The organism is Actinomycetota bacterium (genome assembly GCA_041658565.1).
Lineage (GTDB): Bacteria > Actinomycetota > AC-67 > AC-67 > AC-67 > JBAZZY01.
In genome coordinates this window covers 17,918-31,347 of record JBAZZY010000013.1, presented here as the reverse complement: position 1 = coordinate 31,347, position 13,430 = coordinate 17,918, and the positions used below count along the sequence as shown (strand labels likewise).

The 13,430-nt window shown below is 65.4% G+C and carries 11 protein-coding genes; 10 read left to right on the top strand and 1 reads right to left on the bottom strand.

Annotation, left to right across the window (positions count from 1 at the left end; translation table 11 throughout):
• Nucleotides 1–80 precede the first annotated feature (80 nt).
• The 3 genes from WDA27_08395 (at nucleotide 81) to WDA27_08385 (ending at nucleotide 4,361) form a co-directional block, all read left to right on the top strand.
• Nucleotides 81–1,757, top strand: a complete 1,677-nt coding sequence (locus WDA27_08395) for an IS1634 family transposase (protein MFA5890956.1) — start codon at nucleotides 81–83, stop codon at nucleotides 1,755–1,757.
• A gap of 319 nt (nucleotides 1,758–2,076) precedes the next feature.
• Nucleotides 2,077–3,873, top strand: coding sequence for a threonine--tRNA ligase (gene thrS, locus WDA27_08390; GenBank protein MFA5890955.1), 1,797 nt, complete (start codon nucleotides 2,077–2,079; stop codon nucleotides 3,871–3,873).
• 26 nt (nucleotides 3,874–3,899) lie between these two features.
• Complete coding sequence (locus tag WDA27_08385; GenBank protein ID MFA5890954.1) at nucleotides 3,900–4,361, top strand: HIT domain-containing protein; 462 nt, start codon at nucleotides 3,900–3,902, stop codon at nucleotides 4,359–4,361.
• Between the two features lie 171 nt (nucleotides 4,362–4,532).
• Here WDA27_08385 and fusA read toward each other — a convergent pair whose 3' ends face one another.
• Nucleotides 4,533–6,617, bottom strand: a complete 2,085-nt coding sequence (gene fusA, locus WDA27_08380) for an elongation factor G (protein ID MFA5890953.1) — start codon at nucleotides 6,615–6,617, stop codon at nucleotides 4,533–4,535.
• A gap of 93 nt (nucleotides 6,618–6,710) precedes the next feature.
• Between fusA and WDA27_08375 the strand changes: the two genes are divergently transcribed.
• The 7 genes from WDA27_08375 (at nucleotide 6,711) to WDA27_08345 (ending at nucleotide 13,409) form a co-directional block, all read left to right on the top strand.
• Nucleotides 6,711–7,289, top strand: a complete 579-nt coding sequence (locus WDA27_08375) for a CDP-alcohol phosphatidyltransferase family protein (protein ID MFA5890952.1) — start codon at nucleotides 6,711–6,713, stop codon at nucleotides 7,287–7,289.
• Nucleotides 7,286–8,158 (top strand): phosphatidylinositol mannoside acyltransferase, encoded by an 873-nt coding sequence (locus tag WDA27_08370; protein MFA5890951.1) that lies wholly within the window; start codon nucleotides 7,286–7,288, stop codon nucleotides 8,156–8,158. Before WDA27_08375 ends, WDA27_08370 begins: the two co-directional genes overlap by 4 nt.
• Complete coding sequence (locus tag WDA27_08365) at nucleotides 8,158–9,279, top strand: glycosyltransferase family 4 protein (protein MFA5890950.1); 1,122 nt, start codon at nucleotides 8,158–8,160, stop codon at nucleotides 9,277–9,279. The genes WDA27_08370 and WDA27_08365 overlap by 1 nt, the downstream gene beginning before the upstream one ends.
• A gap of 31 nt (nucleotides 9,280–9,310) precedes the next feature.
• On the top strand, nucleotides 9,311–9,862 hold the full coding sequence (locus tag WDA27_08360; protein MFA5890949.1) for a LemA family protein: 552 nt from the start codon (nucleotides 9,311–9,313) through the stop codon (nucleotides 9,860–9,862).
• Between the two features lie 65 nt (nucleotides 9,863–9,927).
• Nucleotides 9,928–10,827, top strand: a complete 900-nt coding sequence (locus WDA27_08355) for a M48 family metallopeptidase (protein MFA5890948.1) — start codon at nucleotides 9,928–9,930, stop codon at nucleotides 10,825–10,827.
• A gap of 94 nt (nucleotides 10,828–10,921) precedes the next feature.
• Entirely contained in the window at nucleotides 10,922–12,157 is a 1,236-nt protein-coding gene (locus WDA27_08350) for a Fic family protein (protein ID MFA5890947.1), read from the top strand.
• 142 nt (nucleotides 12,158–12,299) lie between these two features.
• Nucleotides 12,300–13,409 carry an alpha/beta fold hydrolase gene (locus WDA27_08345; protein MFA5890946.1) on the top strand — a complete coding sequence of 370 codons (1,110 nt, stop codon included), beginning with the start codon at nucleotides 12,300–12,302 and terminating at the stop codon, nucleotides 13,407–13,409.
• Nucleotides 13,410–13,430: the final 21 nt, after the last annotated feature.

The following is a 13,430-nucleotide window of genomic DNA, read 5'->3' as shown; positions in this document are numbered from 1 at the left end:
CTGGCTCTGAGCCGGTAGTCGCGAGCTCACTCCCAAGATGCTGGCGTTTTGGCTCGCTTTGGTGTATGACCTAAAGTGTCATGGCCAGCCTGATCGCCAAGCGGATCAACGGCGGGACCTACTGGTACCTGCGCGAGGTGGCCCGGGTCGGCGGGCGCCCGAAGATCGTCTCCCAACGCTATCTCGGCAAGGCCGAGGACATCGCGGCGATGGCAGCCGGGGCCACGCAGATCCCCGAGCGCAGCATCCACCGCAGCTTCGGCGACGTCGCCGCGGTGTGGGGGATGCTCAGGCGCCTGCGGGTTGCTGAGACGATTGATGAGGTGGTGGGCGCCCGACGCGCCGACGCTGCGGCCTCGGTTGGGACCTACCTCGCCCTTGCCACCCTCGGGCGTATCGTCGCTCCGTGCTCCAAGCGGGCGTTCTCCGAGTGGTGGTCAGATACGGCGGGGCCCCGGTTCACCAGGATCGCATCCTCCGCGCTGGACCACCGGCGGTTCTGGGACGCGATGGATGCCGTCAGCGAGGCCCACTTGGCAGAGATCGAGCGGCGCCTGGCGCGCCGGGTTGTGGAGGGCTTCGGCATCGACTGCCAAGCTTTGGTGCTCGACATGACCAACTTCGCCACCTTCATCGACTCCTCCAACGCCCGCAGCACCATCGCCCGGCGCGGCCACGCCAAAGACGGCCGGGTGGACCTGCGCCTGGTGGGCCTCGCGCTGGTGGTGAGCCGGGACGGCGTGGTGCCCCTGGCGCACCATCCCTATCCGGGCAACGCCCCCGACGTCACCCAGTTTCGCCGGGTGATGGATGAGCTGCTTCACCGCTACGCCGAGATCGGCCAAGGGGCCGAGGCGACCATCGTCTACGACGCCGGCAACTCCTCGGTGGCCAACCAGCACGCCGTCGATGAGGCACCCCTGCACTGCGTGTGCTCGCTGGTGACTGCCCATCACCCGGAGCTGCTCGGGGTCCCCCGCACCCGGTTCTCTCCCGTGAAGGACATCGAGGGCCTTTCCGCGCACGAGACGACCGTGCAGGCGTTCGGCGCCACGCGCCGGGCGATCATCACCCACTCGGAGGAGTTCCACGCCAAGCAGGTCGCCGGCTTCGCACAAACCCTCGCCAAGGCCACCCGCCAACTCGACGCCCTCGCGGGGGTGCTTGGCCGCGGACGGGCGCGACGCAGCAGGGCGGCCCTCGACGCGGAGATCGCCCGCATCTGTGCTCCGCGCTGGGTCGCACGGGTCATGCGCACCGAGCTCACCGGGGAGCGGCCACGCGATCTGCGCCTGAAGTTCGCCCTCGACCGCCGCGCGATGCGCAAGCTTGAGGCCGAGCACTTCGGCAAGCGGATCCTCATCACCTCTCAGACAGAGTGGTCGGTCGCCGAGGTGGTGCGGGCCTACCGGTCCCAGACCGACGTCGAGTCCGCCTTTCGCCAGATGAAAGATCCCAAGGTCGTGAGCTTCTCCCCGATGTTTCACTGGACCGACCAAAAGGTGCGGGTGCACGTGTTCTACTGCGTGCTCGCGCTCACGATCGCTCACCTCATGCGCCGGGAGGCGGCCCGGGCGGGGCTGGACATGAGCGTGAGGGAGCTGCTGCGCACGCTCGGGCGAATCGAAGAGACGGTGCTCATCTACCCCGCTGGGGGCGGTCGTCCCCGGGCCCGGCGGATGCTCACCGAGATGGACAGCGATGGCCGCCGTCTGTTCGATCTGTTCGGCCTGGGCGCCTTCGCTCCCCGGTTTTAGGTACTACACCGGCCGACGCCACGCGACCCGCCTCACCAGCGGGTTCAGGTCATCTGCTTCCGATAGGGGGGAAACTCGGGCTAGGGTCCGGTCCGGCGGGGGTCGGTAGTAACGCTCTGCGGCGGGCCGGAGTCAAGGGTTGGCCTGGACACCCCGGGAAAGTTGTGAGACCTTGGCCTGGTTGGCCGGGTTCGAACAAACACCTGTTAGGGCCACCAATCCCTTCCGCCTGTCGCGGGTATCATGGCTCTTCGACCGCGCGCCGCGCCGTTCGTCGCGGATTCGCGGTCGATCCGGCGGACGGAGAAGGAGTCGGTAAGTGCCTGAGATCACGCTGAGCGATGGTCGGCGAATTGATGCCGGGTCCTCCGAGGGCCGCGAGATCATGCGCCACTCCACTGCGCACGTTATGGCTCAGGCCGTCTGCGTGCTGTTTCCGGGGGCGAAGTACGCCATCGGTCCGGCCATCGAGAACGGCTTCTACTACGACTTCGATATCGGGCGCCCGTTCACTCCCGAAGACCTCGAATCCATCGACGCGAAGATGCGAGAGATCATCGCCGCGGCCCAGCGCTTTGAGCGTGAGGAGTTGTCCCGCGAGGCAGCCTTGCAGCGCTTCGCCGAGCAGCCGTTCAAGCGTGAGATCATCGAATCGCTCGAGGAAACCGAAGGCGCAGGGCCGGTCGTAAGCGTGTATCGGAACGGAGCTTGGGAAGACCTGTGCCGTGGTCCGCACGTCGCCTCGACGAAGGTCCTGCGTTCGTTCAAGCTGATGCGTGTGGCCGGCGCCTACTGGCGCGGTGACGAGCACCGGCCGATGCTTCAGCGCATCTACGGGACCGCGTGGGAATCGAAGGACCGCCTCGCGGAGCACTTGACCATGCTCGACGAAGCCGAGCGTCGCGATCACCGCCGTCTCGGGCGGGATCTCGAGCTTTACTCCTGGGCGGATGAGGTCGGCCCCGCGATGGCTCTTTGGCATCCCAAGGGTGCCGTGGTGCGCACGACGCTGGAGAACCTCTCGCGCGAGATGCACGTTGCCCGCGGGTACCAGGCGGTGTTTACGCCGCACATCGGCCGCGGAACGCTCTGGGAGACCAGCGGTCACCTCGACTTCTACCGTGACAACATGTTCCCGGCGATGCAGACCGATGAGGCGGGGGAGTACTTCGCCAAGCCGATGAACTGCCCGTTTCACGTCTTGATATACCGCTCGAAAACGCGCTCGTATCGCGAGTTGCCGATTCGTCTGTCCGAACTTGGAACGGTGTATCGGTATGAGCGTTCCGGCGTGTTGCACGGGCTCATGCGCGCGCGCTGCTTGACGCAGGACGACTCGCACATCTTTTGCCGACCGGATCAAGTCGTTGACGAGATCGTCGGAGTGGTGGACTTCTTCCGCGAGTTGTACGGAACCGTCGGGATGGGTCCGGACCGTGTGCGGTTCTCGACGAAGCCCGACAAGTACGTGGGCGCCGACGATCTTTGGGAGCTGGCCGAGGCCGCGATTCCACAGGCACTCGCGCGCGCAGGAATCGAGTACTCGATTGACGCCGGCGACGGAGCCTTCTACGGGCCCAAGATCGACATCGATATTCGTGACGCGATCGGCCGGTACTGGCAAGTGGCAACGATTCAAGTGGACTTCCAACTTCCCGAACGCTTCGGACTGGAGTACACCGACGAGGAGAACGTTCACCGCCGTCCGGTGATGATCCACCGAGCGCTGTTCGGATCGGTCGAGCGCTTCGTCGGCGTTCTCGTCGAGCACTATGCCGGCGCATTCCCCACGTGGCTGGCTCCGGTGCAGGCGGTTGTCGTTCCGATCGCCGATCGTCACAACGACTACGCCGAGAAGATCGGAAACGACCTGCGCGCGCGCGGCGTGCGCACGGAGGTCGACGACGGTCGCGAGACGATGCAGGCGAAAGTGCGCGACGCCGAGATGCAGAAGGTCCCGTACATTCTGGTGGTCGGCGACAAGGAGGTGGAAGCGGGAACCGTCGCCGTGCGCGCGCGCGGCCGGGGAAAAGCGAAGTTCGGAGTTCCTTTTGCCGAGTTCGCCGAAAACCTCGCTGAAGAGATCGGCGCGCGCGAGCTGGCGCACCGCTACTGATGGACCGGCTCTGGACCCCCTGGCGTATGGAATACATTAAGGACCTTCATCGCGAGCGCGACTGCATCTTTTGCGAACTGCCCGCGCTTGATCCGGCGCACGACGCCGAGAGCCTGATCGTGGCGCGCGGGGAGCGCGCGTTCGTGTTGATCAACAAGTTCCCGTACAACTGCGGACACCTGTTGGTTGCTCCGTTTCGCCATACCGCGCGCTTCGAGGATCTCGCGCCGGAGGAGCACGCTGAGATGTCGGCCTGGGTGTCGGACTGCATCCGCGCGCTTGAATCCGAGTACCGCCCGCAGGGTTACAACATCGGGGTCAACCAGGGCGCCGCTGCGGGTGCCGGCATCGCCGAGCACCTGCACACGCACATCGTCCCGCGCTGGGGCGGCGACACCAACTACATGACGACCGTCGGCGGCACGAAAGTGCTCCCGGAAACCCTCGAAGAGACCTACGCGAAACTGCGCCCTCTCATCGCGCGCTGAACTCGCGCTCCGCGCGCAAGCCTTCGTCGAGGATTATCCGCGCCGTTGCGGCGTGTCCCCACCACAGGGTGGTCGAGAATTCCTCGGGGTGGACGAGCGCGCGCGCGGTGGTTTCGAACTCCGGGCGGAACTCGTCCAGTCGAGATCGCAGAGCAGAAGCGACAACGGGCGCTACTTCTTCTCGGCTTCGGCCTTCTCCTTCGCCGCTTCGGCGACGACCTTTTCCTGCGTATGCGGCGGTGCCTCTTCGTAGTGACTGAACGTCACCTTGAAACTGCCCCGGCCACCGGTTTTCGACCGCAGGTCGATGGCGTACCGCAGAACCTCGCCTTGGGGGACTTTCGCGTTGATCCGCGTCCATCCCTTGCCTGCGGCATCGGTGCCCTCGATGCGCGCGCGCCGCGAGGAGAGGTCGCCCATGATGTCTCCCACCGCGTCGTCCGGCGTGAGCACCAGCAGATCCATGATCGGTTCGAGTAACACGAGCCCGGCGTGGGTCGCGGCATCCTTGAATGCGTGTGCTCCTGCCAACTGGAAGGCAATGTCGGACGAGTCGACGGTGTGGTACTTCCCGTCGAAGAGGCGGATCTTGAAGTCGACGAACTGGTAGCCGGCGAGCGGTCCGGCTTCCATCGCCTTGCGAACGCCCTTGTCCACCGAGGGGATGAAGTTGTTCGGGATCGATCCACCGACGATCGCGTCTTCGAACTCGTACCCCTGTCCGCGCGGCCGGGGCGAGATCTCGACCGTGCACTTGGCATACTGTCCGCGTCCGCCGGATTGCTTCACGAGGCGCCCTTCCGCGGAGGCTGTTCCGCGAATTGTCTCGCGGTAGGCGACCTTGGGCGCGAAGGTCTGGACCTCGACGTGGTGGCGGGCGAGGCGCTGGACGACGACGTCGAGGTGAGACTCGCCCATGCCGCTGATCACGGTCTGATGCGTTTCAGCGTTGCGTTCCCAGTGGAACGAGGGGTCCTCCGCCACGATCTTCTGCAGGGCGGTCGACAGCTTGTCCTCGTCGCCTTTGGACTTCGGCGCGATCGCTACGGAAAGCAGCGGCTCGGGGAATTCGATCGGCGGGAGCGTGATGGACGAGCCCTTGGCCGCCAGGACGTCGCCGGTGATGGTGTCGCTGAGCTTCGCCACGGCCCCGATGTCTCCCGCCGCCACTTCGCTGACGTTGTCCTGCGTCTTGCCGCGCAGGGCGAACAGATTGCCGATTCGTTCCTCGACGTGTCGCGTGGTGTTGGAGACTGAGGAGTCGGGACGCATGGTTCCGGAGAAGACCCGGAAGTATGTCAGGCGCCCCACGTACGGGTCCGAGAGGGTCTTGAATACCTGCGCGACCAGCGGCCCGCCGGGGTCCGGGATGAGTTGGATTTCGGTCCCGCCGTCCTCGGCCGTTCGGGGCTGCCGGTCCGCGGGAGATGGCATCTCATCGACGATGAAGTCGGCAAGCAGATCCACGCCGATGCCGGCGGTTGCGGAGCCGCACAGAACCGGGACGGTGGTCCCAGCCGCGACGGCCTTGTGCATGCCCGCGACTACCTCTTTGGGTTCGATTTGGCCGCCTTCGAGGTAGCGCTCCATGAGCGCGTCGTCGGCCTCGACGACCGAGTCCATCAAGCGCTCGTGCAACTTGTCGATCTGCTCCGCGTGCCCTTCGGCCAGTGACACCTCTCCGGTGCGCTTGCCGCCCGCGTAGGTGATCTCCTTTTCGTTCAGGAGGTCTACTACTCCACTGAAGTCGTGTTCGGATCCGATCGGCAGGTGAACCGGTGCGATCTTGGCGCCGAACATGTCTATCAGTTGTTGGAGCGTGGTTTCGAAGTCGGCTCGCTCTCGGTCGAGCTTGTTGACGAAGATGGCGCGCGGCAGCCCGAGACGCTCGGCGAGGTCCCACGCTACGCGGGCCTGGACCTGCACTCCGTCTACCGCGTTTACGACGATGATCGCCGCGTCGGCAGCGTGCATCGCCGCCTCGGCGTCGCCGAAGAAATCGGCATACCCCGGTGCGTCGATGAGGTTGACCTTATGGTCTTTCCATTCGAAGGGGGCAAGAGACAAGGAGATGGAGATCTGCTTCGTGATTTCGTCGGGGTCGAAGTCGGTAACGGTGTTGCCGTCCTCAACGCGTCCGGCGCGGGTCGTGGCCCCCGCCGCGAACAGCAGTGCTTCCGCGAGAGTCGTCTTACCCGTGCCGCCGTGCCCTACCAGTACGACGTTCCTAATGCGGTCGGTCGGATAGTTCTTCACGTCGCCTCCGTGGGAACTAGGTGGAGGCCGGATTATACCGAAACAACGCCCGCGTCCTCAGGGGAGAGCTTGAGCGGCGGCTATGCTACGCGCGTGCTGAGTGACAAGTTGCGTCCCATTATCGAACCGGTTACCTCTGGAGTCGGGCGGGCTCTGGCGCGCGCCGGTGCTACGCCGAACGGCCTGACCGCCGCAGGGTTGCTCGCGGTCGTGGGCTGTTCGGGGCTGATCGTCGCGGGACATGCCCGCCTCGCCGGAGTGCTGTTGATCCCCTCGGTGATCTTGGATGTTCTCGACGGCGCGCTCGCGCGGGCGACCGGACGGGTGAGCAAGTGGGGCGGGTACTTCGACTCGGTCGCGGATCGGATCGCCGACGCAGCCTTGCTTGGAGCAATTGCGTATGCTGCCGCATCCGTAAACTCGCGACTGCTTGCAGCCGCCATGGGGGCGATGGTGTTGTCTTTCTTGGTTTCGTATGCGCGCGCCAAGGCCGAGGCGCTCGGATTCTCGGCGGCAGGCGGCCCCGGAGAGCGACCGGAGCGCGCGGCCGTTCTCATTGCAGGGTTGGTGTTCAACCTTGTTGAGGCGGCGGTGTGGGTGATCATCGCGCTTGCGTTGATCACGTTTGTCGTGCGGTGCGCAGCGGTTCGTCGGCAGGCGATGTCGTCGTGAGCGGGAAGCTTCGCGCGCGCGCCGAAGGTGTCGCGTGGCTGGCGGCGTGGCGGTTGTCCCGCGTTCTTCCCGAACGCACTGTGATCCGCGCGTTCGAGCGAATGAGCGCACGCTCGTTTCGGCGAAACGCTCGACAGCGCGCGGCGGTGATCTCCAACCTTGAGCCGATTGTGGGAAAGGCCGCGGCGCCGGCTGCCGCGCGCGAGGCGTTTCGCTGGTACGGCCGGTACTGGGGCGAGACCTTCCGGATGGGCGACATGTCCAACGACGAGATCAATCGCAGGGTGTCGATCGAGGGCGCCGAGCACATCGAGCGCGGGATTGCCGCGGGCAAAGGGGTTCTTCTCGTCACCGGGCACTTTGGGAACTGGGACGCGGGAGGCCGGTGGGCGTCTCAGCGGTGGCCGCTGACGGCCGTCGCCGAGGTGCTGCGCCCTCGGATCTTGTTCGACAGGTTCGTCGCCCATCGAGTGCGGCAAGGCATCGGAATCATTCCGCTCGAGCGCGGCGCCGATGTGACGGCCCAGTGCCTGGAACTGCTTGCTGCGGGAGGGATCGCGGCCCTCGTGACGGATCGCGATCTGTCGGGCACGGGGGTCGAGGTCGAGATGTTCGGGCGACGAACTCGGATTCCCGCGGGAACCGCAGTGCTGTCGTTGCGGTCGGGGGCTCCGATCATCGTTTCGTGTGCCTATCAAGGTGAAGACGGGAAGTGGAGGGCAAAGGCCTTGCCTGCTTTGCAGGCACCCGATCCCGAGGCGCCGGATGCGGTTGAGGCTCTGACGCAACGGGTGGCGTCCGCGCTTGAAAGCTTGTTTGCGGTGGCTCCCGAGCAGTGGCACGTGTTCACGCCGTACTGGATCGATTGATGAAGGTCGCCATCGTTACGCCCTACTCGTGGACGGTTCCGGGTGGGGTCAACGCTCACATCGCAGGGCTCGCCGGGTATATGCGTTCGCAGGGGCACGAGGTGCGGATCCTTGCACCGGCGGACGGCGAGGTTGATGCGGGAGTGATTGCGCTCGGGCGGACGATCGGGATTCCGTACAACGGGTCTGTGGCTCGTGTGGCCGTCGGGCCGCGGCTCGCGGCTCGGGTGCGCGTTGCGCTCCGTCGGGCGCGCCCCGACCTCGTGCACGTGCATGAGCCTTTTGTTCCGAGCGCATCGATGGTTGCGACGCTTGCGACCCGCGCGCCCGTCGTTGCGACGTTCCACGCGTCGATAGACGCGCGCCTGTACCGTGCCGCGCGGATCCCGCTGTCTCCGCTGTGGCGACGGATCACGGCGCGCATTGCGGTATCGGAAGCGGCTCGCAGCACCGTGGAATCGATGTTCGGCCCGGGATGCCGGGTGATCTCCAACGGGGTGGACACGGACGCGTTCGCGGGGGTCTCCGCAGCACGGGCGTCTGAACCGACGGTGGTGTACTTCGGCCGGCTCGAACGGCGCAAAGGACCGCAAGTCCTGGTCGAGGCACTTCCGCGCGTCGCGCGCGCCATTCCAAACGTGCGGGTCACGATTGCAGGAGACGGGCCGGAGCGCGCGCGCCTGCAGGAAGGCCTCGACGCCTCCGTCCGCGATTCAGTCTCATTCCCGGGACGCTTCAGCGACGCCGAGCGTTTGGCGTTACTGGAGGAATCGATGGTCGCATGCTTCCCGGCGCTCGGCGGCGAGAGCTTCGGGATCGCGGTGGTCGAGGCCATGGCCGCCGGTCGTCCGATCGTCGCTTCCGCGATCCCGGGTTTCGCGGCGGTCGTTCGCGACGGTGTGGACGGCGTCTTGGTCCCGCCGGGCGACGCCGGCGCGCTTGCGGCGGCCCTTGTTCGGCTGTTGTCGGCACCTGAGGAGGCCGCAGTCATGGGCCTTCGGGCACGGGAACGGGCCCGTGTCTTCGATTGGGCGACGGTCGGGGCGGAGGTTGAAGGGGTGTATTCGGAGGCGATGGCCTCCGGCAGGCGCCGACGCGGGTTGCGCGGTCGGGGTCTTTGACGCTCCCATCCCCACCCCCTACGATGGCCGCATGCTCGCCGTTTGGATCATTTTGGGACTGGTTGGGCTGCTCGTGCTGGCCCTGGTCGGCATCTACAACCGGCTCGTGCGGTTCCGCAACCGAATCGATAACGCGTGGTCGCAGATCGACGTGCAACTGCGGCGTCGCTACGACCTGATCCCGAACCTCGTCAACACCGTCAAGGGGTATGCGTCTCACGAACGCACGACGTTCGAACGCGTGACCGAGGCGCGCAGCGCGGGACTTGCCGCAACGACCGTGGGGGAGCAGGCGCAGGCCGAGAATCAGATCACCCAGGCGCTTCGGCAGTTGCTGGCGCTCAGCGAGAATTACCCGGACCTGAAGGCGAACCAGAACTTCCTTGCGCTGCAGGAGGAGTTGACCGGGACTGAGGGTCGGATCGCATTCGCGCGGCAGTTCTACAACGACCAGGTGCTTACCTACAACAACTCGGTCCAGATGTTCCCGTCGAACATCGTCGCGGGCGCGTTTGGATTCAGTGCACGGGAATATTTCGAGATTGAGGAGGCTGCGACCGGCCCGGTCAACGTGCAGTTCTGATCACGTTGCACGCGAGCCGGGTGCCCGTCGGGGCGTTCCTCGCACGCCGGTCGTAAGGATGTGAGATGTACGAACAACTCCAGAAGAACGTTCGTCGGTCCTGGCTGCTGATCATCGCGTTCGTCGCGGTGGTCGTCGCGGCCGGTTACGGCTTTGGGTACCTGTTCGACGCGGGGCCGTTCGGACTCGTGCTTGCGTTGGTGATCGCGGTGGGGATGTCCGTCGTGAGCTACCGGGGCGGGGACCGCATCGTGCTTGGAATGACTCGCGCGCGCGAGGCGACGCCGGCCGAGCAGCCGCGCTTGCACCACCTTGTGGAAGGCCTCGCCATTGCGGCCGGCATTCCAAAACCGCGTGTATGGGTCGTCGACGACTCGGCTCCGAACGCGTTCGCGACGGGGCGTGATCCGGCTCACGCGTCGATCGCAGTGACGACGGGCCTGCTCGAGAAGTTGAACCGCGTCGAACTCGAAGGAGTTGTCGCGCACGAACTCGCACACGTCAAGAACCGCGACACTTTGGTGATGGCGATTGCCGCGACCCTTGTCGGGGTGCTGGTCCTGCTCGCAGACTGGACTTTGCGTTCGTTCTTCTGGGGCGTCGGTGGGCGGAACCGCGATCGTGGGGGCGGCGGCGCTGCCGGGCTGTTGGTGCTCGTCGGACTCGCCGCTGCGATCTTTATGCCGATCATGGCGAAGGTGATGCAGATGGCGGTGAGTCGGCGGCGGGAGTTTCTGGCCGACGTTACCGGCGCGCAGATGACGAGGTACCCGCCTGGGATGATCAGCGCTTTAGAGAAGCTCAAGTCTGATCAAACCGTTGTGCGCAACGCGGTGCGGGCCACAAGTCACCTGTGGATCGAGTCGCCGCTTCAGCGCGAGGTCGGGTTTATGGGCAGGATGAATCGCATGTTCGACACTCATCCTTCGCTGGACGACCGCATCAAGGTGCTCCGCGAGCTGTAGGCGCAAAGCCTCGAGGATCGGCCACGAGACAATCCAAGGTTACTGTCATAACTTTGGATATACTTCGCCCGTATCCAAGGTTCTTGGAGGCGGGATGAGCGAGCTAATCGAAAGGACCTGGACCCCGAACTCATCCTACGGGCGTTCTCGCAGGGACTCGAAGCCCTTCCGCTACAAGGCATACCTTCCGGACGAGATAGCGAACCTTGACCCGGTCCTTCCGGCTTCGGTGACAGCCAAGATCGAGGGAGCAACGAGGGCTGCGATCGAACTCGACTCCTCGCCGGGGATCACTGAACTCGAACCTGTGGCGAGATTGCTCTTGCGAGCAGAGAGCGTGGCAAGCAGCCGGATCGAGGGTCTTCGCGTTTCGCATCGTCGCCTCGAAGAGGCGGTCTTCGATCCAAGGGCCGCGCGAGGAGCGGCGCTCTCCGTCGTTCGGAACATCGAAGCAATGAACGCTGCCGTCGAACTCGGGATGAGCGCCGATGCGTTACGAGTTGAGGATCTCAGCGCGATCCAAGCGACATTGCTGAACACTGAACGAGACCGGCACATCGCGGGAATCATCCGCACCGAACAGAACTGGATCGGCGGAGGAATCACGCCGCGGAACGCTTCATTCATCCCGCCCCCTCCCGAGTACGTTCCAGCGCTGATGGACGATTTCGTTCGGTTCTGCAACCGGGACGATCTCTCCGCGGTGACACAGGCCGCTCTGGCTCACGTTCAGTTCGAGACGATCCACCCTTTCGCAGATGGGAACGGGCGAACCGGTCGCTGCCTCATTCATGTCATCTTGCGCAGACGCGGTATATCGCGCCGGATCGTGCCGCCGGTCAGTGTGGTGCTGGCAGCCAACTCGGCTCGCTACGTCGCAGGCCTCAGTGCGTTTCGGGCGGAGGATCTCGCCGGGTGGTGCGCGATCTTCGCTGAGGCCATGGAGATCGCAGGAGTAAGGGCAACAGAGCTGGGTCGGTCGCTGGCCGACCTGCGGGGCGAGTGGATTCAGCGAGCGGGGTCGCCCCGTAGGGGCTCCACGTCCCGGCGCCTCATCGGGGGCTTGGCCGGACATCCGCTGCTGTCTGTGGCTTCGGCGGCCAAGCTTCTATCCGTATCCGAAGAGGCCGCCCGGCTTTCGTTGAATCAGCTTTCGAGTTCCGGGGTCGTCCGCCAGGTGACGATCGGACGCCGAAATCGAGCCTGGGCGGCCGAGGAGGTCTTTGATCTTCTGGACGAGTTCGACTTCGGCATGGCATCGCGCGAGGGTCTCGACAAGCCTGCCCGTCCTGCTCCGACGCGACGCCGTCGCTCGGGGTCCGTCACCTGACCTCAGCGCCGTCCCATCCAGCCGATGACGCCCACCACGGATGCGGGCGCGCGCGGCAGGAGTACGGCCGTCCTCGGCGAAAAGGTACCTTCACACGTTTCCGATCAGGCTGAGTCGCATTCGGCCTTCAGGAGGGTTCCTGATGAGGTATCGCGTTCGAGGCGTCTCGGCCGCGCTCGCCGCTGCGGTTCTGGCGGCGGGATTCGTGGTTCCGGCGCGCGCGGGTGAGTGCACTCCCTCCCCCGAGAACGACGCGGCGCCCAAGACTCAGGATCTGTCGGGCCTTCGAGGGCCGAACGGCGAGGTTCTGGAAGGCCATTACGCCCTTCCTCCGGAGGATCTACCCACGACCATGGTCGTGCTCATGCACGGGTATCGCAATCGGTCGGGCTCGTGGGTGTGTCATCTTCTTGATGCGGCCGCGCACGGGGCTGTTGCCGTGGCGATGGACTATCGCGGCACCGGGCCCGCACCCGACAACCGCGGCTGGTTCGTGCGCGAGGGCGCGCAGGACTCGGTTCTCGCGGCGCAGTATTTCCTTCAGCGGTTCCCGAGCATCAGAAAGGTCGCGATCCTCGGGGTAAGCATGGGCGGGAATAGCTCCGGACTCGCTGTCGCGATGAAGGCGACGCGGCCGGACTCGACGACGCCGTTGTTCGATTACTGGATCGACGTCGAAGGTGCGACGAATACGATCGAGACCTACCACGAAGGACTTGCCGTCGGAGCATCGGGCAACGTGTATGCGGCCGGCGCGGCGGAGGACATCGAGGCGGAGTGCGGCGGAAAGACTCCGAAGGAAGACCCCGCGTGTTACCAGAGCCTCGCGGTTGTCGCTCAAGTCGAGAGCATCGCCGCGAGTGGCGTGAAGGGCGTTGTGGTCGTGCACGGACTGGATGACGGACTTGTCCCGTACAACCAGGGACGTGAGATCGCGACCGCGTTGCGCGCGACCGGCATCCCTACGGACTTCTATACGGTCGCACGACGAAACGACTCGACGAATCCCGACAGCGCGCAGGACGAAGGCGGAACGACGCTCTCCGAGAACGCCGGGAACCCGGTGTTTGGCGCGGCGGGGCAGGAGTACCCACGTCCGCTCGCCGGGCACGGCTGGGAGGGAAGCGACACTCAATTGGTGATCGCAACCGGGTTCGCGCGACTGTGGGATCTGCTCGACGAGGGCGGCGCGGTACCCGCGAACCACGAGTTCCTCGTCGACGCTGAAGACGGAACCACCCCGCTCGCGTAGCGAATCGCAGGATTCGTCAGG

Bases quoted from the DNA above. Each gene is read 5' to 3' on its own strand.
- WDA27_08395 (MFA5890956.1), top strand. From the start codon at position 81: ATGGCCAGCCTGATCGCCAAGCGGATCAACGGCGGGACCTACTGGTAC.
- WDA27_08385 (MFA5890954.1), top strand. From the start codon at position 3,900: ATGGAATACATTAAGGACCTTCATCGCGAGCGCGACTGCATCTTTTGC.
- WDA27_08365 (MFA5890950.1), top strand. From the start codon at position 8,158: ATGAAGGTCGCCATCGTTACGCCCTACTCGTGGACGGTTCCGGGTGGG.
- WDA27_08360 (MFA5890949.1), top strand. From the start codon at position 9,311: ATGCTCGCCGTTTGGATCATTTTGGGACTGGTTGGGCTGCTCGTGCTG.
- WDA27_08355 (MFA5890948.1), top strand. From the start codon at position 9,928: ATGTACGAACAACTCCAGAAGAACGTTCGTCGGTCCTGGCTGCTGATC.
- WDA27_08350 (MFA5890947.1), top strand. From the start codon at position 10,922: ATGAGCGAGCTAATCGAAAGGACCTGGACCCCGAACTCATCCTACGGG.
- WDA27_08345 (MFA5890946.1), top strand. From the start codon at position 12,300: ATGAGGTATCGCGTTCGAGGCGTCTCGGCCGCGCTCGCCGCTGCGGTT.